Source organism: Mycobacterium novum (assembly GCF_010726505.1).
Lineage (GTDB): Bacteria > Actinomycetota > Actinomycetes > Mycobacteriales > Mycobacteriaceae > Mycobacterium > Mycobacterium algericum.
This window is the reverse complement of sequence record NZ_AP022562.1, coordinates 2,704,923-2,726,943: the sequence shown is the minus strand read 5'-3', so window position 1 is coordinate 2,726,943 and position 22,021 is coordinate 2,704,923. Positions and strand designations below refer to the sequence as shown.

Below are 22,021 nucleotides of genomic sequence, written 5' to 3'. Positions count from 1 at the left end.
ATCACCGGATGGGCTCGTCACCGAGCACCGTGGTGCGCAGCATCTCCCGCGGCGAGTCGGGGTCGTACGGGGCGGCGCGGTGCAGCACGCCCCGATTGTCCCAGATGACGGTGTCGCCGACCGACCAGTTGTGGCGGTAGACCTTGTCGGGCACGGTGGCGCGCTCGAGCAGTTCGGTCAGCAGCGCGCGCCCTTCGTCGAGATCCATGCCGACGATGTAGTCGGCGGAGGCGCCCAGCACCAATGACTTTCGGCCGGTGTTGTGTGTCCACACCAGCGGATGGGTGTGGGTGGGCCGGGCCCGCCACCTCGCGAGCTCTTCCGGTGTCGGGTCGGGGGTGACCCGGCGCTGAGAGGCTTCCAGCGAGTGCACCACCCGCAGGGCGCCGAAGCGCTGCTGCTCCTCGTCGGTGAGCAGGTCGTAGGCGCCATAGGAACTGGCGAACTCGGTCTCGCCACCCCGCTCGGCGACCTGCACCGCGGAGAGCACGGTCGCCTTCTGCGGGCACTCGTCGCCCATCGGCGTGCAACCGTCGATGTGCCAGTCGAACGTGGCGCGCAGGTAGCTCGCGGCGGAATTCTTCGCGCTGTTCAGCGTGATCGGGTAGATCCCGGCCACCTCGTGGTGGCCGTCCGAGGAGAAGTCCACGCTGCCCAGCCGCCCGCAGAATGCCACCTGGTCGGTGGGCTCAAGATGCAGATCCCGAAACACCAGGACCCCGTTGTCCTCCAGCGCCTCGAGCACCGCGGCGCTGAGGTGATCGTCGTCGACCAGTCGTTCCGGCTGGACACCGATGACCTCGGCGCCCACCGAGGAGGTGAGTTTGTTGATGGTGAGCAGACTCATCGGCTGCGTCCTTTCGGGCAGGGAACTCCGGCGGTCACGGAACGGGCCAGCCGGTGCGGATCATGACCGCGTCGGCGGCGTCGACGGGGGCGGGCTGGTGCATGACCTCGACCGCCATGGCCACCATGACCAGGGAATAGATCAGGTGCAGCAGGTTGAGCGCATCCTCGGGAAGCTCGTCGAGGGCGAACTTGTCGCAGTAGTCGATCGCCTCCTCCAACCGCGGGAAGAACGCGTCGTAGAACACCCGCAGCTCCGGGATGGTGCTGGCCAGCCGCTGACTGAATCGTTCGGTTTCGGTTGGCAAGCACCAGGTTTCGGCGAACCTCTCCAGCTCGGCGAAGGCGCTCGGCAGCTTCTTGGCGGTCACCGGGGCCCTCCCGCGCCGACGTGGTCGCGCCGGTAGTCGTCCACCCAGTCGTTGACCACCTGGTGCAGGTGCCGGACCAGGATCTCCTGATCGTTGAGCGGGAAGTCGTCGACGATGCCGTACTCCAGCGCGGCTTGGGTGCCGCCGAGCATGCCGGCGTCCTGAAGTGCGAACTCCTTGAGCACCACCGAGGCAACCTCGTGTTCGATGCGTTCACGCACGGTGCGGGCCGGGTGAAAGTAGGTGTGAGCCTCGAACCGGTGGGTGTTGTGCGACGTGGGCCAGTACCGGTAGAGCAGGTACCAGCCGCCGTAGATGAGGATCTCGGTGTTGGGGAAGATCTGGAAGTTGCTGATCCCCCACGGTTCGATGCCGCCCGGGTTCACCCCGGCCGGTATCTCACCGATATCGGGGGTCTCCCAAGGACCGACCAGTCCGCTGCGGGTGGCGCGCTCGATCGGGTACATGTACTCCGGCGGCAGCAACCAGCGGCGCCGCCCGGCGGTGGACACCAACCGGTGCGGCCCGTCGACTTGAAAGTGACCGCAGGTGAAGCCGGCATCGGGCACTCGCACCGCGGCGGGAACCTGCTGCGAGTGCAGCGCCGGCACGTGGTAGTACTCCTGGAACGCGTCGGCGAAGATCTTCCAGTTGCTGTTGTTGTGCGCCACCCAGTCGTAGCGTTCGGTCAGTTTCTCGAACGGGTAGTCGTCGAGACCGGTGATCATCGGCCCGAGGAATTCGCGCAGAACCTGCCGCGGTTCGGCGGCGAAGTTGATGAAGACGAAGCCGTTCCAGATGTCGCAGTGGACTGCGATCAGGTCCGGCTTGGCACCGTCGAATCCGTGGCTGCCGCGGCAGCGCTTGCAGGTGAACTCCTGGCATTGCCCGGCGGTCTCGCGGTCCGGGAAGTCGTCCCAGACCAGCTTCGTGGCGCACCGCGGGCAGACGTTGTGGAATGCGCGAACCCCGCCGTCGGTGCGCACCAGGATGACCGATGCCCGGGCCGCTTCGATCTCCTTGGTGACGTAGCTGCCGTGGTCGGGCGCCTCCTCGACGCGGCCGACGTTGAGCCAGGCTCGTTTGAACACCGCCTCGCGCTCGACCTCGTAGAACTCGGGCGAGGTGGAGTCGGCGAACGAGACCGGGCCGGTGCCGAGCCCATAGTGCTCGGTCCACGAACCCGCTGCGGGCCTACCGGATCGTTGCATCTGAACCTCCCTGATTACCCGGCGAAATACGCTGTGTCACATCACTGATCCGCCGTTGACGCCCAGCACCTGACCGGTGATGAAGCCGGCCTCCTCCGAGCACAGGAACCCGACAGCCGCGGCGATGTCGGCGCCGGTGCCCAGCCGGCCCAGCGGGATGTTGGCGGCGATCTGCTCGTTGGGCGGCAGGTGTCCGGCCGCCTGCGACTGGTGTTGCATGGGCGTCTCGATCCCCGAGGGCGGGATGTTGTTGACCGTGATGCCGTGGCCGGCGTACTCGCGGGCCAGCGACTTGGTCAGGGTGATGACCGCGCCCTTGGACGCCGCGTAGTGGGCCGCGAACGGTGTGCCGCGCTGGGCACTGGACGACGAGATCATCACGATGCGCCCCCAGCCGGCCTCGACCATGTCCGGTAGCGCGGCCTGGCAGCAGTGGAAGGTGCCGGTGAGGTTGACGTCGATGATTCGCGCCCACTCCGGCGGCGTGATGTCGGCGAAGGCGGAGTAGCCGAACACGCCCGCGCTGGTGACCAGTGCGGCGACCGGCCCCAGCTGGCTGCGCACCTTGGCCAGGCCGTCGTCGACGGCGACCCGATCGGTGACGTCGACCCCGACTCCCAGCGCAGTGACCCCCCGGCCGCGAAGGTCGTCGGTAACCCGCTGCGCGGCTTGGTCATCGACATCGAGAACGGCGACGCGATAGCCGCGGCGGCCCAGTTCGTGACAGGTGGCCTCGCCCATGCCGGAGGCTCCGCCGGTGACCACGGCGACCCGCGGCGACACCTCTGTGGTCATTGCATCCCCTTCGGCGCCGATCGGCGAATCACAACTGCGCACTGCATCGTGACGGATATTATCAAGTACTTGTCATTAATCTCAAGTGCCGGGCGCTGCACCGCTGACAACCGGTCAGGGCAGCTTGATCATGGAGACGTACATCGCCACGACCGGCCGATACAGATCGACGTCGTCGAGCCGGCTGGCCAGCACGGCCGAATCACTGGTGGCGACGAGAACCTGGGCCAGCGTCAATGCGGGGATCAGCAGCGTTCCGCCCAGCCGTTCGACACCGGCGACGATGAACTGCGCCAGCTGCTCGACGACCTCGGCCCGCTTGGCGGCGACCCGCTCCCGGGCGTCGGGGTTGCGCAGCAGATACAGCGCGAACTCGTGCCCGAGCGCGGCGTGCTCTGCGCCGCGGTCTTGACTCAGCTGCCGCCACCGCTCGGCGATGTCGTCGAGTTCCCGCGCCCCGATCTGACTCGCGCTCGCCATCACCTCGGCGAAGTTCTCGAAATAGCGCCGCCAGTACCGGTCGCTGACGGCCAGGAAGAGCTCCTCCTTGGCGCCGAAGTGCTTGTAGATGGCGCCCTTGGTGTAGCCGGCGGCCTGGGCGATGTCATCGAGAGTCGCGGTGGTGAAGCCCTTTTCGGCGAACACTTCTTCGGCGGCGTCCAGTAGCAGCGAACGCGTGTGAGCCAGCCGCCGCTCCCGGGTCCACCGCTCCACCATGCCCGAGATCATCCCACAGAATCTGCGATACCTATTGGCAACTCAGATACCGATGAGTATATTTCGGCACACACTGCGTCATCCGGGAAGGGGACCGCAACATGGGTAGCGGCGTGTCGAGCCAGCAGAACGTGTCAGTTGCCGCGCGGCCGGAGTCTGCCGGCAGTCGAGGCGGCGGGGCCATCCGGATCTGGGCGGCCGCCGGCGGCGCGCTGCTGGCGCTGCAGCTGTATGTGTGGGCGCGTTGGATCACCGGCCCGTACTTCGAACGCGTCCCGGTCGGACCGAACGATCCGCCGATGTACATGAAGGTTCCGCTGATGGCCAACGCCATCGTGCTGTGGGTCGGCCTGCCGTTCGCCATCTGGTGGTTCTTCATCCGCCCCTGGCGTCGCGAGCGGCGAATCACGTTGGACGGCATGCTCTTTTTATCGATCGGCCTGATGTTCTTCCAAGACCCGCTGCTCAACTACTTCAACACCTGGTGCACCTACAACACCTGGCTGTTCAACCGGGGCGCCTGGACGTCGCACATCCCCGGGTGGGCGTCACCGGAGGAACCCGGCCGCCAGGTCGCCGAGCCGCTGTTGACGAACCTTCCGGGCTACGCCTACGGGGTGCTGCTGATCACCATCGTCGGATGCGCCGTGATGCGAAAGATCAAGGCGCGCTGGCCCGGCATCAGCAATCTTCGCCTGATCGCCGTGACCTATGCGATCTCGTTCGTCTTCGACTTCGTCATGGAGGGCCTGGTCCTGCTGCCGATCGGCCTGTACACCTACCCCGGCGCCATCCGGTCGGTGTCGATCAATGCCGACACCTACTACCAATGGCCCGTCTACGAGGGACTCATGTGGGGAGCGGTGCAGGCGGCGCTGTGCTGCCTGCGTTACTTCACCGACGATCGCGGCCGCACCGTCGTCGAGCGCGGACTAGATGGCGTCCGCGGCGGATTCGCGCGGCAGCAGTTCACCCGGTTCCTGGCGATCTTCGCCGGGGTGAGCGCGTGCTTCTTCGCCTTCTACATGGGCCCGGCGCAATGGATCGCCCTGCATGCCGATCCGTGGCCGCAAGACCACCAGAAGCGCTCCTACTTCACCGGCGGCATCTGCGGCGACGGGACCGACAAGCCGTGTCCGCATCCGGCCCTGCCGATGCCGTCCAACCGGTCCGGCTACATCAATGTCGACGGCCAACTGGTGATGCCCGACGGGGTTTCGGTGCCCCCGATCGTGCCCTTCGAGCCCGGGAAGTGACAGTGCTGAACAACAGCTCCGCCACATCGGCCGAAAGCCGTACCGGGGCGCCCTTTTACCGGGCGGTCGGCGATGAGATCGAAGTCTTTCGGGCGGCGGCGCGTCGCGGGCTGCCGGTGCTGTTGAAGGGGCCCACGGGATGCGGGAAGACGCGTTTCGTGGAGGCCATGGCCGAGCAGTCGGGTCGCGAGCTGATCACCGTCGCCGGACACGAGGATATGACGTCGGCGGACCTGGTGGGCCGGTTCCTGCTCAAGGGCTCGGAAACGGTCTGGGTCGACGGTCCGCTGACCCGTGCGGTACGCGAAGGCGCCATCTTCTATCTGGACGAGGTGGTGGAGGCGCGCCAGGACACCACCGTGGTCATCCATCCGCTCGCCGATCACCGCCGTGCCCTGCCGGTGGATCGACTCGGCACGACGGTGCCGGCGGCACCCGGGTTTCAGCTGGTGATCTCCTATAACCCCGGGTACCAGAGCGTGCTGAAGAATCTCAAGGAGTCGACCCGGCAACGGTTCGTCGCCATCGAGCTCGGCTTCCCGCCGGCGCAGGCCGAGATCGACATCGTCTCGCACGAAACCGGGGTCGATCCGCAGACGGCGCAGGCGCTGGTGGCACTCGGCAACGCCATCCGGAACCTGGACGGCTCACCGCTGCGCGAGGGCGCCTCCACCAGGATGCTGATCCTGGCCGGCGGCCTGGTCGCCGAAGGCCTCGGCCTGCGCAGCGCAGTCCAGGCCGCCATCGTCCAAATCCTCTCCGACGACACCGACGTCATCCGCGCGCTCGGTGAACTCGCCGACGCCGTTCTTCCCCCGATGTGAGCGCGCCGGGCCCGGCCACGCCCGACCGGTTCAAGTTCATCGCCGGCTACCTCGCGGGCCGGTCGGTCGAGGTTGCGCAGGCGCCCGCGGGCGAGGCCGCACACACCAACGGGCATGCCATCTTCGTGTCGGCGGGCGCATCGGCGGCGACGCAGCGCCGCGAGATCCTGGTCCAGGGCGCGCTGCTGGGCGCCGGGAGCCTGGAACCGCGGCTGGTCAAGGCGCTGCGGGCCCGCCCCTCGGTGGCCCGGCGCTATCTGGCGCTCGAAGGCGACCGGGTACTGAGCGACGTCGCCACCCGGCTGCCGCTGGCGGCGGCACTGCGCTCCGGATCGCCGCCGCGTACCGCGACGGCCGACGAATCGCTGCGGCTGGCCAGAACGCGGGTCAACATCGCAGACCCACCGGAGTGGTTCGGTGTCATCAAACCCGCCCGGCTGTTGCAGTCGGCCGGCACCGCCGGCGCGAAGGCCGCCGATGCCGACCTGCGCTTCGAACTCGATGCCACCGACGCACCGGCGGACGGCGACGATGACGAGGCGGACGCGGGCGAGAGCAAAATCCTCAAGTTGTTCGACAACCCGGTCTTCAATGCGCAAGCCCTCTCCGAGTTTCTGCGAAAACTGCTCGGCGGCTCGCGGTCCGGCGACAGCAACTCCGGCGGTGAACTGCCGGCCCGCGCCCTGCGCCGGACGCGGTCGGCGGGGCCGAATGCCCGCCCGCTGCCCAGCCGGATCCGATTCACCGACGGGAAGGCGGCCGCAACGGCGGGTATCGGCGGAGCCTGGTATCCCGAGTGGGATGTCTTCAGCAACACCTACCGGCCCGACTGGTGCCGCGTCGTCAATTTCCCGCTCACCGCTGCCGCACCCACCTCCGAGGCCGGTGTGGTCCACGATGACGTGCTTCGCCGGCGGCTGTCGCGGGTCGGCTTGGGGCCCATGGTGTTACGGGGTAGGCCCGACGGGGATGAGCTGGACCTCGAGGCGCTCGTCGACGTATTCGTGGACTTGCGCTCCGGCCATTCGCCACCGGAACACGTCTACACCGAACGTCGCAAACTTGCCCGCAATCTCGGCGTTCTGATCTTGCTGGATGCGTCCGGATCGTCGACGGACACGGACCCGGCAGGCCTCGCGGTGCACGACCATCAGCGCCGAGCAGCCGCCACGCTGGCCGTCACGCTCGAGCAGCTCGGCGATCGGGTGGCAGTTTACGGGTTCCGGTCCCAGGGCCGGCACTGTGTTGAGCTGCCGGCGATCAAGACCTTCGGGCAACGTTTCGGTGCCGTCGGCCGAGCCCGGCTCAACCAGCTCCAGCCGTCGGGCTACACCCGGCTCGGCGCCGGCATCCGCGGCGCCGCGCAGATCCTCAAGGCCGAGGCGGGCACCCCTAATCGGCTGTTGCTCGTCTTGTCGGACGGCTTTCCCTACGACGTCGGTTACGAGGGCCGTTACGCCGAGGCCGACGTCAGCAAGGCCATCGAGGAACTCCGCGCAGACGGCCTCGGCTGCCTGTGTCTGACCATCGGCGTCACCGGCGAGGCCGACCGGCCGGTCTTCGGCGCCGCCGGCCATGCCAGCGCCACGACGCTGGCCGAGTTGAGCCCGCGGATGGACGAGCTGTTCTCGGCGGCGCTGGCCGAACTCGCCGCGCCGAAACCCGGGCCCCGACGGTCTCGCTAGTCCGGCTCGACGTGGTCGTCGAACAGGGTATGCCCGGTGCCCTGCTCGACGACGCGGGTCAGCAGCGCCCGCAGCGTCTCCTGTTCCTGCGCGGTCAACACGCCGAACACCTTCTCGTGCGCGGCGATCGCGTCGGCGACCACCGCCGAGGCCACCGAACGCCCTTCATCGGTGAGATAGGCCCGCAGGATTCGGCCGTGTCGCGGATCCTGCTTGCGCTCCACCAGACCGCGCCCCTCGAGTGCGCTCAGCGCCAGCTGTACGCCCTGCGGGGTGATCAGCAGCCGGCGCGCCAACTCCGCGCCGGACAGCCCCGGTTCGCCGGCCAGTTGGCGTAACAACCCGATCTGGGCCGTGCTCACCCCGTAATCGCTGATCGCCTCGTTCACGGTGGTCAACGAGTAGTAGAAGGCCTGCTTGAGCAGCCACAGGGTGTTGCGGTTGAGATCCATGTCCCCACTTCCCTCATCAGCTGCGCTTGAAGACTCGGCCGTCCTTCATGACGAACCGCACGTCGCCGGTGACCGCGATGTCGCGGGTCGGGTCGCCCGGCACCGCGATGATATCGGCGCAGTAGCCCGGCGCCAGCCGGCCGAGTTCGTGCTCGGCGTCGATGAGTTCGGCGCTGGTGGTGGTGGCCGCCCGCAGCGCCTGTACCGGTGACATGCCGCGCTGCACCAGCGCCGCCAGCTCCTTGGCGTTCTGGCCGTGCGGGATGGCCGGCGCGTCGGTGCCGCACGCTATCTTCACGCCCGCGGCGATGGCCTTGGGCAGCATGGCTTTTGCGCGCGGAAACACCTCGGCGGCCTTCTTCCGCAGCTCGGGGGCGATACGGTCGACGGCCATCGCGTCGGTGAGATAGGTGGTGGACACCAGGAAGGTGCCGTGATCGACCATCATCGCGATGGTCTCGTCGCTGGCCAGGAAGCCGTGCTCGATGCAATCGATGCCGGCCCGGATGCAGGCCTGGATGGCGACGTCACCGACGGCGTGGGCGGCCACGCGCACCCCGGCCCGATGGGCCTCGTCGGCGATCGCGGCGAACTCGGCATCGGAGTACTGCTGGGCGCCCGGCGAGGTGCTGTGCGACATGACGCCGCCGGACGCCGAGACCTTGATCAGCTTGGCGCCGTGGCGAATCTGGTACCGCACGCAGGCGATCACGTCGGGTACCCCGTTGGCGATCCCCTCGGCGACCGACAACGGCATGATCCCGGGCGCCAACCGCTGGAAGACCGTCGGATCCAGGTGCCCACCGTAGGGCGTGACGGCATGGCCGGCGGGATAGATGCGCGGGCCGACGTGCCACCCCTGGTCGATGGCGCGCTGAAGCGCGACGTCGAGCAGATAACCACCGGTCTTGACCATCAGGCCGAGGTTCCGCACGGTGGTGAATCCGGCTTCCAGCGTGGTCCGCGCGTTCACCGCCGCCCGCAGGGTGCGATAGACCGGGTCGTCCTGCACGCCGTGCATGGGCGTGGGCAGCCCTTCGGGGCTGCCCGGTCCGCCGATGAGCAGGTTGAGTTCCATGTCCATCAGGCCGGGCAGCAACGTCACGTCACCGAGATCGATGTCCTCGGCGGAGTCAGCGACCGGCGCTTCGGGATTGATCGCCGCGATACGCCCGTCCTCGATGACGATGACGGCCGGCGACCGCAGCACGCCGGCGTCGATGTCGAGCCACCGGGCGGCCCGCAGCACCGTGGTCCCGGACTCGCTCACGGGAACGGCTCGGAGACGCACTCGATGACGGCGGCCCCGGAGTCAGGAACACTTGGCTGCTTCCAGGATTCGGCCGGGAACGCCACCGTGATCATGGAATACAGCAGGTGCATCAGGTTGAGGACATCCTCGGGCAGGTCGTCGAGGCTGAACTTGTCGCAGTAGGCCAGCGCGTCTTCGGCGCGCGCCGTGATGGCGTCGTAGAACGCCTGCATGTCCGCCATCGAACTGGCCATCCGCTTGGCGTAGCGCTCCGGTTCAGAGGCCAGGCACCAGCCGTTGAAGGGTTCGAGGTCGGAGAACTCGCTGGGAAGCATCGCGGTCATGGCAACTCACACCTTCGCGTTCGCGTGCTCGTATTCGGCGATCCATCGGGCGGTTTCGTGGTGGAAGTGCCGGATCAGCACCTCCTGGTCGTTGAGCAGGAAGTGGTCCACCGCTCCGGTGCCGAGCATCGTGTGGGTGGCCTCCAGCGTGCTGGCGTCCTGCAACCCGTACTCCTTGAACGATACGGCCGCGAGTTCCTGGGCGACCCGCTCGCGGGGCGTGCGCGGCTGCGGGAAGTACAGCGTGCCCTCGAAGATGTGCGACTCGTGCGACGTCGGCCAGTAGTGATAGGTCAGGTACCAGCCCTGGCCCCAGAACAGGATGGTGAAGTTGGGGAAGATCTGGAACGAGTCCAGCCCCCAGGGATCGCAGTTGGCCGGGTTGAGGCCGTCGGGAACCGGGCCGATGTCCGGCGGGTCCCACGGGCCGAACAACCCGCTCTGACAGATGTCCTCGATCGGCTTGCGCATCTCGGCCGACATCTCCCAGGCCCGCACCCCCGAGGTGCTCACCAACCGGTGCGGCCCCTCGAGCCGATAGTGCGGCGCTTCGAAACCGGCTTCCTCGGCCGCCACCCTGAAAGCTACGGGTGTCTGGTTCCCGTGTAACACCGGAGCGTGGTAGAACTCCTGGAACGCGTCCAGGAACAGCTTCCAGTTGGAGTTGACTTCCGAACGGTACTGCCAACGCGATGTCATCTTCCCGAACGGGTAACCCTCCAAAGCCGTGACCATCGGGCCGAGGAATTCGCGCAGCGACTGCTCGGGCTCCGCGGCGAAGTTGACGAAGATGAAGCCCTCCCAGACCTCGCAGTGCACGCCGACCAGTCCATAGCGGCTCTTGTCCAGGTCGAAGAACTCCTCTTCCTGCTGCACGTAGGTCAGGTTGCCGTCGAGGTCGTAGCGCCAGCCGTGGTACTTGCAGGTGAACTGGCGGCAGTTCCCGCTGGTCTCCTCCAATGGCATGGTGTCCCACACCAGCTTGTTGCCGCGGTGCCGGCAGACATTGTGGTAGGCCTTGACCTCGTCAGATGTGGTGCGCGCCACGATGATCGAGGTGTTGGCGACCTTGAGTTCCTTGGTGTAGTAGCTGCCCTTGCGCGGAAGTTGTTCCACCCGACCGACATTGAGCCAGGCGCGCTGGAAGATCGCCGCCCGCTCCTTCTCGTAGACCTCGGGGCTGATGGAATCGCGGTAGGACACCGGTTCGGTACCGAGTTCATAGTGCTGGGTCCAACTGCCCTCGGGCGGCTTGGGAAAACGCGCCACAACCACTCCTGTCCTGGCCTGATGATGTCAGGGCCGAGCCTCGATGGCGCCGACGCTATCGAAGTGACCGATCTAGTGTCAAGTAGTTGATACTTATGGCCGGGGCCTCGGCCCGAAGGGCAGCGGATGCCGCGGGAGGTTAGGGCTTACTCAGCGCCGGGTCGGGGTCACTCTCGGCCTGTAATGCGGTGGTGGCCAGCATCTGCTCGACGACGTTCTTGCCCAGCGCGCTGTCACCGGGCAGCTCGATCGGGTAGTTGCCGTCGAAGCAGGCGCTGCACAGTCGCGACTTGGGCTGCTCGGTGGCGGCGATCATGTCCTCCAGCCCGACGTAGCCCAGCGTGTCCGCGCCAATGGTGCGCCGCACCGCCTCGAGCATCTCGGTCTCGTCCTCGACGACGTTGGCGATCAGCTCGGCCGGTGAGGCGAAGTCGATGCCGTAGAAGCACGGCCATTTCACCGGTGGGGACGCAATCCGTACGTGCACCTCGATGGCGCCCGCCTCCCGGAGCATCCGCACCAGTGCCCGCTGGGTGTTACCCCGCACGATCGAATCGTCGACGACGATGAGCCGCTTGCCGCGGATGATCTCGCGCAACGGGTTGAGTTTGAGACGGATGCCGAGCTGGCGGATGGTCTGCGACGGCTGGATGAAGGTCCGCCCGACATAGGCGTTCTTGGTCAGGCCCTGCCCGTAGTCGATGCCGGACTCCTGGGCGTACCCGACCGCGGCCGGGGTGCCTGACTCGGGCACCCCGATGACCAGGTCGGCGTCGATGGGATGCTGGCGGGCCAGCCGGCGGCCGATCTCCACCCGGGTGGCGTGCACCGACCGGCCGCCGATGGTGCTGTCGGGCCGGGCGAGGTAGACGTACTCGAACACGCAGCCCTTGGGGGTGGGGTTGGCGAATCGGGACGAGCGCACCCCGTCGGCGTCGATCGCCAGCAGCTCACCGGGTTCGATGTCTCGAACGAACGAGGCGCCGACGATGTCCAGCGCGGCGGTCTCCGACGCCACCACCCAGCCGCGGTCGAGCCGCCCCAACGACAGCGGGCGCACACCCCACGGGTCGCGGGCCGCGTAGAGGGTGTTCTCGTCCATGAATGTCAGGCAGAAGGCGCCGCGCGCGGTCGGCAGCAGTTCCAGCGCCGCCTGCTCCAAGCTGGTGTCTGCGGAGCCGTGCGCCAGCAGCGCGCCCAGGATGTCGGAGTCGGTGGTGGCCACGCCGGGACCACGGGTGTCGATCAGCCCCAGCCGGCGGGCGCGGCCGGCCAACTCGGTGGTGTTGACCAGGTTGCCGTTGTGGCCCAGCGCCACCCCGGTGCCCGCCGCGGTGTTGCGGAACACCGGCTGCGCGTTCTCCCAGGTGGTGTCACCGGTGGTGGAGTAGCGGCAGTGGCCGATCGCAACGTGGCCGGGCATCGCCGCCAGCGTCTGCTCCTCGAACACCTGGCTGACCAGGCCGAGGTCCTTGAACACCAGCACCTGCGATCCGTCGCCGACGGCGATACCGGCAGCCTCTTGACCGCGGTGCTGCAACGCATACAAGCCGTAATATGTGAGCTTGGCGACGTCTTCGCCCGGAGCCCAAACGCCGAACACGCCGCACTCCTCGCGGGGGGAATTCTCAAGGTCTACAGGCTGCTGGTCCGGCACGTTTTAGCTGCTCCAGGGGGACGGGCCTCAAGTGACGGTCTTCAGTCTACGGTCAACATGCGTCAAGTTTCACCAACGGCAGCCATCCGGCGATCTCGGCGGCCCGCGAGCCGGACAATCGCAGCTTCCCGGCGGCGGTCGCCTCGGCGGTGCTGAGTAGGCCGGCGGCCAGCAACAGCCAGCTTCGCGGGTCGGTCTCGACGACGTTGGGCGGGGTGCCTCGGGTGTGTCGCGGCCCGGCGACGCACTGCACCGCGACAAAGGGCGGCACCCGCAACTCGACGCTGGCGCCCGGGGCCGCCTCGGCCAGGCTGCGGGCGGTCAGGCGGACCGCGGCGGCCAGCGCGGTCCGGTCCGGCGCGGGCAGGGTCTCGTCGCGCAGCCACGCGGCGACCGCCAGCACGGCGGCGCGCGTCTGCGCCGGATCGGCGGCAGCGGGCATGTGCCTCAGGGTATTCGGGTGCCGCGGGGCTCGTCGCAGCCCTACGACACCGGGCCGTCGCTACCGCGGGCCTCGCGCAACGCGGCGCGCACCCGCTCGGTGTCGGCCGGTGTCCAACCCTGCTGCGGCAGCACTGCCATCCAGCCGTCCAGGATGGTGTCGGAGTAGTTGTGGCCGTGCCCGGCCGGCATCGCTTCGCCGTGCGCCAGGTCGGCACTGACCTGCCAGAACGTCACCACCGGGTACCAGCGCATCGACGCGGTGCGGTCCGGGCCGGGAGGCTCGGTGAGCCAATCCGGCCGGGCGAACAGCAGATCCGGCGACCACCACACCACCGGGTCGGAGGCGTGCTGCAAGAACAGCACCCGCGGGCCGTCCCACGGCGGCGTGGCGATCCGGGCGATCTCGGCTGGATACGTGGCCTGCGAGAACCGCACGGTGCGGCCGTTGTCGTAGCGCGGCAGTGTCGCGGTGCTGCCCGGGTCGCGTCGCACCATCAGCGCATGCCACAGCGGGCTGGCCTGCGGGGGCCCCACCCACAGCACCGCATCGAAACCCATCTCGGCGATGTCGGGCAGCCAGTCGAACGCGGCCTGACCGGCCATCGCTCCCAGGCTTTCGCCGTAGAGCACCAGCTTGGGCCGATGGTCGGCCGGCAGGCGTTGCCAGCGCTGCGCGATGGTATGCACCAGCAACCGGCCGGAGTCCATCGATTTGCGCTGGTCGGCCAGGAAGGAGATCCAGCTCGGCAGGTAGGAGTACTGGACGGCGACGATCGCGGTGTCACCGTTGTAGAGCAGCTCCAGCGAGTCCGCGGCAGCCGGATTGACCCAGCCGGTGCCGGTGGTCGGTATCACCACCAGCACCCGGCGGTCGAAGGCCCGGGTGCGTTCCAGTTCGTCGACCAGCAGTTCCATCCGGTCCTGGTCGTCGTCGGCGCTGTGCAGGCCGGCATAGACGCGGATGGGCTCGCGGGCGGGCCGCCCGTTGATCCGGCTCAGCTCCCCCGCGTGTGCACCGCCGGAAACGAAGCTGCGGCCCTGGCTGCCCAGGGTCTCCCAGGGCGCCAACGACGCCGGGCTGCCGGACCGCTCCGGCTGCTGCGGCTGGATCGCCCAGGGTTTGGTGGCGCTGTTCTCGGGCTGGAACACCGCGCTGGCACCGGCGAAGAAGCCGCGGATGAGCACCCCGTTGATCAGGCTGACCAGCAGCACGACGACGATCGCGGTGCCGATGAAAAGCGCGACCTCGCTGTGCAGATGCCATCGCCGGATCAGCGCCCGCGCCAGCAGGCGGCTGGCGTCGATCAGCGTGCGCACCGTCGACACCAGGGCGGCGGCGACACCGCTCGCAACAGCCAGCGTGCGCAGGTAGCCCAGCGTTGCCGGGCCCTCGATGCCCAGCAGTTCGGAAACCTGCCGCTGCCAGCCGGCGGCCGGGATCAGCATGAGCACGCACGCGGTCGGCGCCGCCACCACGACGGCCGCCTTCAGCACGAGCAGCACCCGTTTCGACGGCGGCCACCACCGGGCGCCGCGCAGCACGAACCGGTCGACCGCCGCGCCGATCACCACTCCCAGGCCGTATCCGAAAGCGGCGTTGATGCCACCGATCAGCCCTTGGAACAGCCAATCGCGCGGTAGCAGCGACGGGGTCAGCGACAGACAGAAGAACAGCGCGCCGAACGCCACGCCGACGAACTTCAGCCGCAACAGCCCCCACGCCCACACGAAAAGTGGATGCCTGCCCGGGGGTGCGGCCGTGGTCCCCATGCCGGTACGGCTATCCGAAGATCCCCGGCAGCACCGCCTCCGATGTGCTGCGCAGTTCGGCCAGCGACACGCTGAACTGGCCTTGGACCTCGACCTGCTGCGAGGCCTGGTCCACCACGCCGACGCGGGTCACCGGCAGACCGCGTGCCTCGCACATCGACCGGAACCGACTCTCCTCGGTGCGCGGCACCGCGACCAGCACCCGCCCCGCCGACTCGGAGAACAAGAAAACGAACGGGTCGACAGCCTCGGGCCCCTCGGGAATGAGGATGCGACAACCGGTTTCGCCGGCGATCGCTGATTCGACCACGGCCTGGATCAACCCGCCTTCACTCAGGTCGTGGGCGGCGGAGACCAAGCCGTCGCGCGATGCCGCGCCCAGCACGTCGGCGAGCAACTTCTCCCGCTGCAAGTCGACCTGCGGCGGCAGGCCACCCAGGTGGTCGCCGGTCACCTGCGCCCAGATCGATCCGTCGAACTCGTCGCGGGTGTCACCGAGCAACAGCAACGTCTCGCCCGGCTCGACGCCGAACGCGGTCGGCAGCCGGCGGTTCACATCGTCGATGACGCCGAGCACCCCGACCACCGGGGTGGGGTGGATCGGTGTCGCGCCGGTCTGGTTGTAGAAGCTCACGTTGCCGCCGGTGACCGGAATCCCCAGTGCCGCACAGCCGTCCGCCAGACCGCGCACCGCCTCGGCGAACTGCCACATCACGCCGGGGTCTTCCGGGGACCCGAAGTTGAGGCAATTGGTGACAGCGACCGGCGTGGCGCCGGTGACCGCCACGTTGCGGTAGGCCTCCGCCAGCGCCAGTTGGGCGCCGGCGTAGGGGTCCAGCTTGGTGTAGCGGCCCGAGGCGTCCGTGGAGATGGTGATTCCGCGTCCGGATGCCTCGTCGATGCGCAGCATGCCGCCGTCGGCATGCTCGGCCAGCACGGTGTTGCCGCGCACGTAGCGGTCGTACTGCTCGGTGATGAAGGCGCGGCTGCACAGGTGTGGACTTCCCAGCAGCGCAAGCAGAGTCGCGCGTAGCTGCTCGCCGGAGGCCGGTCGCGGAAGTTTGTCGGAGCGGTCGGCGTTCAGCGCGTCCTGGGTGTCGGGGCGTTGCACCGGGCGGTGGTAGACCGGTCCCTCGTGGGCAACCGTGCGGGGCGGTACGTCGACGACGGTCTGCCCGTGCCAGGTGATCTGCAGCCGGTCGCCGTCGGTGACCTCACCGATCACCGTGGCCAGCACCTCCCACTTGGCGCAGACCGCCATGAAGGCGTCGACGTTCTCCGGGGCCACCACGGCGCACATCCGCTCCTGCGATTCGCTGGAGAGCACCTCGGCGGGGGTCATGTTCGCCGCCCGCAGCGGAACCTTCTCCAGTTCGACCGCCATGCCACCGTCACCGGCCGATGCCAGCTCGGAAGTGGCGCAAGCCAATCCGGCGCCGCCGAGGTCTTGGATGCCGACCACCAGGCCGGCGGCGTAGAGCTCCAGGCAGCACTCGATGAGCACTTTCTCGGTGAACGGGTCCCCGACCTGAACCGACGGGAGTTTCTTTCTGCCGCTGCCGGTTTCGTCGCCACCGAAAGTGTCCGATGCCAGCACCGACACGCCGCCGATGCCGTCCAGCCCGGTGCGCGCCCCAAACAGGATGATCTTGTTGCCGGTGCCCGATGCGAACGCCAGGTGCAGATCTTCCTTCTTGAGCACCCCGACGCAGAGCGCGTTGACCAGGGGGTTGCCGGCGTAGCAGGGGTCGAAGACGGTCTCGCCGCCGATGTTGGGCAGGCCCAGCGAGTTGCCGTAGCCGCCGATGCCGCGCACCACCCCGTCGAGCACGCGGCGGGTGTCGGGGGCGTCGGCGGCGCCGAACCGCAACTGGTCCATCACCGCCACCGGGCGCGCGCCCATCGCCATGATGTCGCGCACGATGCCGCCCACCCCGGTGGCCGCGCCCTGATAGGGCTCCACGTAGGACGGGTGGTTGTGCGACTCGACCTTGAACGTGACCGCCCAGCCGTCGCCGATGTCGACCACACCGGCGTTCTCACCGATCCCGGCCAGCATGGCTTTGCGCATCTCATCGGTGGTGGTCTCGCCAAAGTAGCGCAGGTGCACCTTGGAGGACTTGTAGGAGCAGTGTTCGCTCCACATCACCGAGTACATGGCCAGCTCGGCGTCGGTGGGCCGGCGGCCCAGGATGTCGCGGATGCGCTGGTACTCGTCGTCTTTGAGGCCCAGCTCGGCGAACGGTTGCGGATGGTCGGGGGTAGCGGCGGCGTGTTCGACGGTATCTATGGCAGGCCCGGGCGTCACGGCCACAGTGTAGGGCACCGATTTCGCTCAGTCCGGCGCCAGGAACGCCGCCAGCGCTGCCGCGTAGGCCGCGACGTCGCGCGCGCCCATGAGCTCGCGTGCCGAATGCATGGCCAGTTGCGGTGCGCCCACGTCCACGGTGGGGATACCGGTGCGCGCCGCACTCATCGGGCCGATGGTCGACCCGCACGGCAGGTCAGCGCGATGCTCGTAGCGCTGCAGCGCGACCCCCGCTTGGTCGCAGGCCTGCGCGAACGTCGCTGCGGTGCGGCCGTCGGTGGCGTACCGCAGGTTGGGTTGCACCTTGAGCACCGGTCCGGCGTTCACCGCGATCTGATGGGCCGGCTCGTGCCGGTCGGGGTAGTTGGGGTGGGTGGCGTGCGCCATGTCCGCCGACGCCAGCGTCGAGCCGGCCAGCCGGCGCAGCAGGTCCTCCCGGTCGCCGCCGGCGGCCAAGGTGATGCGCTCCAGGACGGTGAGCAGCAGATCCGATCCGGCGCCGTGATCCGAGGTCGAACCGACCTCCTCATGGTCGAACAGCACCAACACCGGCAGGTAGCGGCTACGCGTGGTGGTGGCCGCGGCGACCAGCGCCGCCAGCCCCGCGTAGCAACTGGCCTGGTTGTCCAGCCGCGGCGCGCTGACGAAGTCGCGGCCCAGCCCGGTCACCGCCGACGGCGCCAGGTCGTGGGTCATCAGGTCGAAGCCCAGCACGTCGCGGGGTTCCACACCGGCGCGTTCCGCCACATAGCCGAGGAAGTCCGGAGACCGCCCATCGCCCCAAACCGCGTTGACGTGGCGCTGCGGATCCAGCTTGACCGCGGCGCGGTCGTCGGCCAGGTGGATGGCCAGTTGCGGCACCCGCAGGATCGGCTCGTCGATGCGGACCAGGTGGTGGGTTCCGTCTCGCAGCGAGAGCCGCCCGCTGACGCCCAGGTCGCGGTCCAGCCAGGAGTTCAACCAGGCGCCGCCGTAGGGCGCCAGCGCCACCAGCTGCCAGCCGGCGACCTCGCGGGCGGGATGCTGCTTGACCCGCAGGTTGGGGCTGTCGGTGTGGGCGCCGACGATCCGGAACGGAGCGGCCGGGTCGGTGGCGCCGGCGGCGTCCCAGGCCATCAGCGAGCCGGCCCGGACGGTGAAGTAGCGCCCGGGGTCCCCGGGCCACCGATCGGTCTCGGCGAGCTCGGTGTAGCCGGCTGCCCGCAGCCGTTCGGCGACGGTCAGACAGGTGTGAAAGGGCGATGGAGAGGCGTCGATGAACTCGCATAACCCGGTCGCGGTGGCCGCCATGGGCTCAAGTCTTTCGCATCCGGACCCGGGCGGGGACGTTAGGGTCGATACCGTGCCGTCCCTTCAGCCAGTCACCACCCCGTTGACCTGTGCGGCCATTTTCCTGGTCGCCACCATCGAAGAGGGCGGTGAGGCCGCGGTACACGAGGCATTGCCGGACCTGGCGGGATTCGCCCGGGCGATCGGCTTCCGCGACCCGACCAAGCGGCTGGCGTTGGTGACTTCGATCGGCTCGGACGCCTGGGACCGGTTGTTCACCGGGGCCCGCCCGGCCGAGCTGCATCCGTTCGTCGAGTTGACCGGTCCCCGGCACACCGCGCCGGGGACGCCGGGCGATCTGCTGTTCCACATCAAGGGCGAGACGATGGACGTCTGCTTCGAGCTGGCGGGACGCATCGTCAAGGCGATCGGCGACGGGATCACGGTGGTCGACGAGGTGCACGGCTTCCGGTTCTTCGACAATCGCGACCTGCTCGGGTTCGTCGACGGCACCGAGAATCCCGTCGGCGACGAGGCGGTCGAGGCCACCGCGGTGGGCGACGAGGATCCCGACTTCGCCGGCGGATCCTATGTGCACATCCAGAAGTACCTGCACGACATGGCCGCCTGGGAGGCGCTGCCGGTCACCGAACAGGAGCGGGTGATCGGCCGCACCAAGGCCGACGACATCGAGTTCGACGACGCGGTGAAGCCCGCCAACTCTCATATCGCGCTGAACGTGATCACCGACGAGGACGGCAACGAACTGGACATCGTGCGGCACAACATGCCGTTCGGCACGGTGGGCTCCGGGGAGTCCGGTACCTACTACATCGCCTATGCGCGCAGTCCGGAGATCACCGAGCAGATGCTACGCAACATGTTCCTGGGCGACCCGCCGGGAAACACCGACCGCATCCTGGATTTCTCCACCGCGATCACCGGTGGACTGTTCTTCACCCCCACCGCCGACTTCCTCGACGATCCGCCGCCGCTTCCGGGCGCGGCGGTCCCGGCCCCCACTGAGTCCGCCACGCCCGTCGAGACCGCCGGCCCCGGCGTTGACGGCTCACTGAATATCGGCAGCCTGAAAGGAATCTCGCAATGAACAACCTGTATCGCGACCTGGCCCCGGTCACCGAAGCGGCTTGGGCTGACATCGAGCAGGAGGCGGCCCGGACCTTCAAGCGGCACATCGCCGGTCGACGCGTCGTGGACCTGAGCGAGCCGGCCGGTCCGACGGCCGCCGCGGTGGGCACCGGCCGGATGACCGGTGTCGACGCCCCGGCCGAGGGTGTGGTCGCGCACCTGCGCGACAGCAAGCCACTGGTGCGCCTGCGGGTTCCGTTCACGCTGTCGCGTGCGGAGATCGACGATGTCGAGCGCGGCTCGCAGGATCCCGACTGGGACCCGGTGAAGGTCGCCGCCAAGAAGCTGGCGTTCGCCGAGGACCGCATCATCTTCGGCGGTTACCCGGCCGCCGCGGTGGAGGGTATCCGCAGTGCGAGCTCGAATGCCGAGTTGAGGTTGCCGGAGGACCCGCGCGACATCCCGGACGTGATCACCCAGGCACTGTCGGCGCTACGGCTGGCCGGGGTGGACGGCCCGTACTCGGTGCTGTTGTCGGCCGACGCCTACACCAAGGTCGCCGAGACGTCCGATCACGGCTATCCGATCCTGGAGCACCTGCGCCGGCTGGTCACCGGCGACATCATCTGGGCACCGGCGATCGACGGCGCGTTCGTGCTGACTACCCGGGGCGGCGACTTCGATCTGCGCCTGGGTACCGACGTGTCGATCGGTTACCTGTCGCACGACGCCGAGAACGTGCAGCTCTACCTGCAGGAGACGCTGACGTTCTTGTGCTACACCGCCGAAGCCGCGGTCGCGCTGACCTGCTAGCACGTTCGCGCGGCTCAGGCCGCCAGCACCGCGTCCAGTGCGGAGTAGAACAACCCCAGCCCATCGTCACTGGGACCGGTCAGGGCTTCGATGGCGTGCTCGGGGTGCGGCATCAGACCGACCACCCGGCCGTTGGCCGAGCTCACCCCGGCGATGTCCCGCAGTGAGCCGTTGATGTTGTCCAAGTAGCGGAACACCACCCGGCCTTCGCCCTCCAGCTCGTCGAGCACCTGCGGGGGGGCGACGTAGCGGCCCTCGCCGGACTTCAGCGGCACCAACAGGTCCGCGTCAGCGTCGAACCGGGAGGTCCAGGCCGTCTGGTTGGAGGCCACCCGCAGCCAGACGTCGCGGCAGACGAAGTGCAGGCCGGCATTGCGGGTCAGCGCACCTGGTAGCAGCCCGGCCTCGCAGAGCACCTGGAAACCGTTGCAGATGCCCAGCACCGGTAGACCCCGCTTGGCGGCGTCGACGACCTCCCCCATCACCGGGGCGAACCGGGCGATGGCGCCGGCGCGCAGGTAGTCACCGTAGGAGAACCCGCCGGGCACCACCACCGCGTCGACCCCCTTCAGGTCGGCGTCGGCGTGCCACAGGCTGACCGGTTCGGCACCGACGAACCGGACGGCGCGTTCGGCGTCGATGTCGTCGAGGGTGCCGGGAAAGGTGATGACGCCGACCCGGATGCTCACGGGGTCTCCCGGCTGATGGTCCAGTCCTCGATCACCGTGTTGGCCAGCAGCGATTCGGCGATCTCGGCGAGTGCGGCATCGTCGATCGAATCGTCGACCTCGAGTTCGAAGCGCTTGCCCTGCCGCACGTCCGACACGCCGGTGTGTCCGAGCCGGGAAAGCGCTCCGGCGATCGCCTGCCCCTGCGGGTCGAGGATCTCGGCTTTGGGCATCACGTGCACAACCACCCGGGCCACGCGCGCTCCCTACTGTCGATGAGGATCGGTCGCGTCAACAATACCGATGCCCATCCGTGGCCCCGGAGCGCACAATCGTAGGCATGCGACTGACCCACTTCGGCCATTCCTGTCTGCTCGCCGATTTCGTCGACACCACGGTGCTGTTCGACCCCGGAACCTTCTCGCACGGCTTTGAGGGCATCACCGGGCTGACGGCCATCCTGATCACCCACCAACACCCCGACCACGTCGACACCCAGCGGCTACCTGCCCTGATCGACGCCAACCCGGAAGCCGCGCTCTACGCCGACCCGCAGACCGCCGCCCAACTCGGATCGCCGTGGCGGCCGGTGCACGTCGGGGATTCCTTCGAGCTCGGCTCGGTGCGGGTGCGCGGTGTGGGCGGGCAGCACGCGGTGATCCATCCCGAGCTGCCGATGATCGACAACATCTCCTATCTGGTCGGTGACGCCGGACACCCGGCCAGGTTGATGCACCCCGGCGACGCGTTGTTCGTGCCCGGCGAACCGGTGGACGTGCTGGCGGCCCCGGCAGCGGCGCCGTGGATGAAGATCGCCGAGGCGGTCGACTATCTGCGCGCGGTGGCGCCGCGCGCCGCGGTGCCGATCCATCAGGGCATCATCGCGACCGACGCCCGTGGCATCTACCACGGCCGGCTCGCCGAGATGGGGCGCACCGACTTTCAGGTGTTGCCGCCCGAGAGTGCCGTGGCCTTTTAACC

General features: G+C 68.5%; 22 protein-coding genes. 6 read left to right on the top strand and 16 right to left on the bottom strand.

Annotated elements, in window-relative coordinates; all coding sequences use genetic code 11:
• Nucleotide 1: 1 nt before the first annotated feature.
• The 5 genes from G6N19_RS12525 to G6N19_RS12505 all read right to left on the bottom strand — a co-directional run bounded on the left by G6N19_RS12525 (nt 2) and on the right by G6N19_RS12505 (nt 3,940).
• Nucleotides 2-847: a TauD/TfdA dioxygenase family protein gene (locus tag G6N19_RS12525; RefSeq protein ID WP_013830479.1), complete on the bottom strand. Its 846-nt coding sequence runs from the start codon at nt 845-847 to the stop codon at nt 2-4.
• A 34-nt stretch (nt 848-881) separates the two neighbouring features.
• The gene (locus G6N19_RS12520; protein ID WP_013830480.1) at nt 882-1,217 is read right to left on the bottom strand and encodes a hypothetical protein; all 336 of its coding nucleotides are present in this window, start codon (nt 1,215-1,217) and stop codon (nt 882-884) included.
• On the bottom strand, nt 1,214-2,428 hold the full coding sequence (locus tag G6N19_RS12515) for an SRPBCC family protein (protein WP_013830481.1): 1,215 nt from the start codon (nt 2,426-2,428) through the stop codon (nt 1,214-1,216). The genes G6N19_RS12520 and G6N19_RS12515 overlap by 4 nt, the downstream gene beginning before the upstream one ends.
• 36 nt (nt 2,429-2,464) lie before the next feature.
• Nucleotides 2,465-3,223 carry an SDR family NAD(P)-dependent oxidoreductase gene (locus G6N19_RS12510; protein WP_013830482.1) on the bottom strand — a complete coding sequence of 253 codons (759 nt, stop codon included), beginning with the start codon at nt 3,221-3,223 and terminating at the stop codon, nt 2,465-2,467.
• Between the two features lie 114 nt (nt 3,224-3,337).
• A complete protein-coding gene (locus G6N19_RS12505; RefSeq protein ID WP_041320201.1) occupies nt 3,338-3,940 on the bottom strand; it encodes a TetR/AcrR family transcriptional regulator in 603 nt (200 codons plus the stop codon).
• Between the two features lie 101 nt (nt 3,941-4,041).
• Between G6N19_RS12505 and G6N19_RS12500 the strand changes: the two genes are divergently transcribed.
• The 3 genes from G6N19_RS12500 to G6N19_RS12490 are packed head-to-tail and all read left to right on the top strand — an operon-like array spanning nt 4,042 to nt 7,705.
• A complete protein-coding gene (locus G6N19_RS12500) occupies nt 4,042-5,196 on the top strand; it encodes a spirocyclase AveC family protein (RefSeq protein ID WP_013830484.1) in 1,155 nt (384 codons plus the stop codon).
• A gap of 2 nt (nt 5,197-5,198) precedes the next feature.
• On the top strand, nt 5,199-6,020 hold the full coding sequence (locus G6N19_RS12495) for a CbbQ/NirQ/NorQ/GpvN family protein (RefSeq protein ID WP_408632437.1): 822 nt from the start codon (nt 5,199-5,201) through the stop codon (nt 6,018-6,020).
• Nucleotides 6,017-7,705 carry a nitric oxide reductase activation protein NorD gene (locus G6N19_RS12490; RefSeq protein WP_013830486.1) on the top strand — a complete coding sequence of 563 codons (1,689 nt, stop codon included), beginning with the start codon at nt 6,017-6,019 and terminating at the stop codon, nt 7,703-7,705. Before G6N19_RS12495 ends, G6N19_RS12490 begins: the two co-directional genes overlap by 4 nt.
• Here the strand turns inward: G6N19_RS12490 and G6N19_RS12485 are convergent.
• The 9 genes from G6N19_RS12485 to G6N19_RS12445 all read right to left on the bottom strand — a co-directional run bounded on the left by G6N19_RS12485 (nt 7,702) and on the right by G6N19_RS12445 (nt 18,491).
• On the bottom strand, nt 7,702-8,157 hold the full coding sequence (locus G6N19_RS12485) for a MarR family winged helix-turn-helix transcriptional regulator (protein WP_013830487.1): 456 nt from the start codon (nt 8,155-8,157) through the stop codon (nt 7,702-7,704). The genes G6N19_RS12490 and G6N19_RS12485 overlap by 4 nt on opposite strands.
• Nucleotides 8,158-8,173: 16 nt before the next feature.
• Nucleotides 8,174-9,427: a metal-dependent hydrolase family protein gene (locus G6N19_RS12480; protein ID WP_013830488.1), complete on the bottom strand. Its 1,254-nt coding sequence runs from the start codon at nt 9,425-9,427 to the stop codon at nt 8,174-8,176.
• Nucleotides 9,424-9,753, bottom strand: a complete 330-nt coding sequence (locus G6N19_RS12475; RefSeq protein WP_013830489.1) for a hypothetical protein — start codon at nt 9,751-9,753, stop codon at nt 9,424-9,426. Before G6N19_RS12475 ends, G6N19_RS12480 begins: the two co-directional genes overlap by 4 nt.
• A 6-nt stretch (nt 9,754-9,759) precedes the next feature.
• The gene (locus G6N19_RS12470; RefSeq protein ID WP_013830490.1) at nt 9,760-11,022 is read right to left on the bottom strand and encodes an aromatic ring-hydroxylating oxygenase subunit alpha; all 1,263 of its coding nucleotides are present in this window, start codon (nt 11,020-11,022) and stop codon (nt 9,760-9,762) included.
• Nucleotides 11,023-11,161: 139 nt separating this feature from the next.
• A complete protein-coding gene (gene purF / locus G6N19_RS12465; protein WP_041318776.1) occupies nt 11,162-12,679 on the bottom strand; it encodes an amidophosphoribosyltransferase in 1,518 nt (505 codons plus the stop codon).
• A 52-nt stretch (nt 12,680-12,731) separates the two neighbouring features.
• Nucleotides 12,732-13,121, bottom strand: coding sequence for a sterol carrier family protein (locus G6N19_RS12460; RefSeq protein WP_013830492.1), 390 nt, complete (start codon nt 13,119-13,121; stop codon nt 12,732-12,734).
• Nucleotides 13,122-13,162: 41 nt separating this feature from the next.
• Nucleotides 13,163-14,893, bottom strand: a complete 1,731-nt coding sequence (locus G6N19_RS12455) for an alpha/beta hydrolase (RefSeq protein ID WP_083037552.1) — start codon at nt 14,891-14,893, stop codon at nt 13,163-13,165.
• A 10-nt stretch (nt 14,894-14,903) separates the two neighbouring features.
• On the bottom strand, nt 14,904-17,183 hold the full coding sequence (purL, locus tag G6N19_RS12450) for a phosphoribosylformylglycinamidine synthase subunit PurL (protein WP_193466389.1): 2,280 nt from the start codon (nt 17,181-17,183) through the stop codon (nt 14,904-14,906).
• Nucleotides 17,184-17,228: 45 nt separating this feature from the next.
• Entirely contained in the window at nt 17,229-18,491 is a 1,263-nt protein-coding gene (locus G6N19_RS12445) for a M18 family aminopeptidase (protein ID WP_013830495.1), read from the bottom strand.
• On the opposite strand from G6N19_RS12445, the gene G6N19_RS12440 reads away from it, so the two are divergent.
• The gene (locus G6N19_RS12440) at nt 18,490-19,578 is read left to right on the top strand and encodes a Dyp-type peroxidase (protein ID WP_193374482.1); all 1,089 of its coding nucleotides are present in this window, start codon (nt 18,490-18,492) and stop codon (nt 19,576-19,578) included. The genes G6N19_RS12445 and G6N19_RS12440 overlap by 2 nt on opposite strands.
• Nucleotides 19,575-20,372 carry a family 1 encapsulin nanocompartment shell protein gene (locus tag G6N19_RS12435; protein ID WP_013830497.1) on the top strand — a complete coding sequence of 266 codons (798 nt, stop codon included), beginning with the start codon at nt 19,575-19,577 and terminating at the stop codon, nt 20,370-20,372. The genes G6N19_RS12440 and G6N19_RS12435 overlap by 4 nt, the downstream gene beginning before the upstream one ends.
• A 14-nt stretch (nt 20,373-20,386) precedes the next feature.
• Here G6N19_RS12435 and purQ read toward each other — a convergent pair whose 3' ends face one another.
• Both purQ and purS read right to left on the bottom strand, forming a co-directional pair.
• Nucleotides 20,387-21,061: a phosphoribosylformylglycinamidine synthase subunit PurQ gene (gene purQ, locus G6N19_RS12430; protein WP_013830498.1), complete on the bottom strand. Its 675-nt coding sequence runs from the start codon at nt 21,059-21,061 to the stop codon at nt 20,387-20,389.
• Nucleotides 21,058-21,297 carry a phosphoribosylformylglycinamidine synthase subunit PurS gene (gene purS, locus G6N19_RS12425; protein WP_013830499.1) on the bottom strand — a complete coding sequence of 80 codons (240 nt, stop codon included), beginning with the start codon at nt 21,295-21,297 and terminating at the stop codon, nt 21,058-21,060. The genes purQ and purS overlap by 4 nt, the downstream gene beginning before the upstream one ends.
• Nucleotides 21,298-21,380: 83 nt before the next feature.
• On the opposite strand from purS, the gene G6N19_RS12420 reads away from it, so the two are divergent.
• Nucleotides 21,381-22,019 carry an MBL fold metallo-hydrolase gene (locus G6N19_RS12420; protein ID WP_083037548.1) on the top strand — a complete coding sequence of 213 codons (639 nt, stop codon included), beginning with the start codon at nt 21,381-21,383 and terminating at the stop codon, nt 22,017-22,019.
• Nucleotides 22,020-22,021 lie beyond the last annotated feature (2 nt).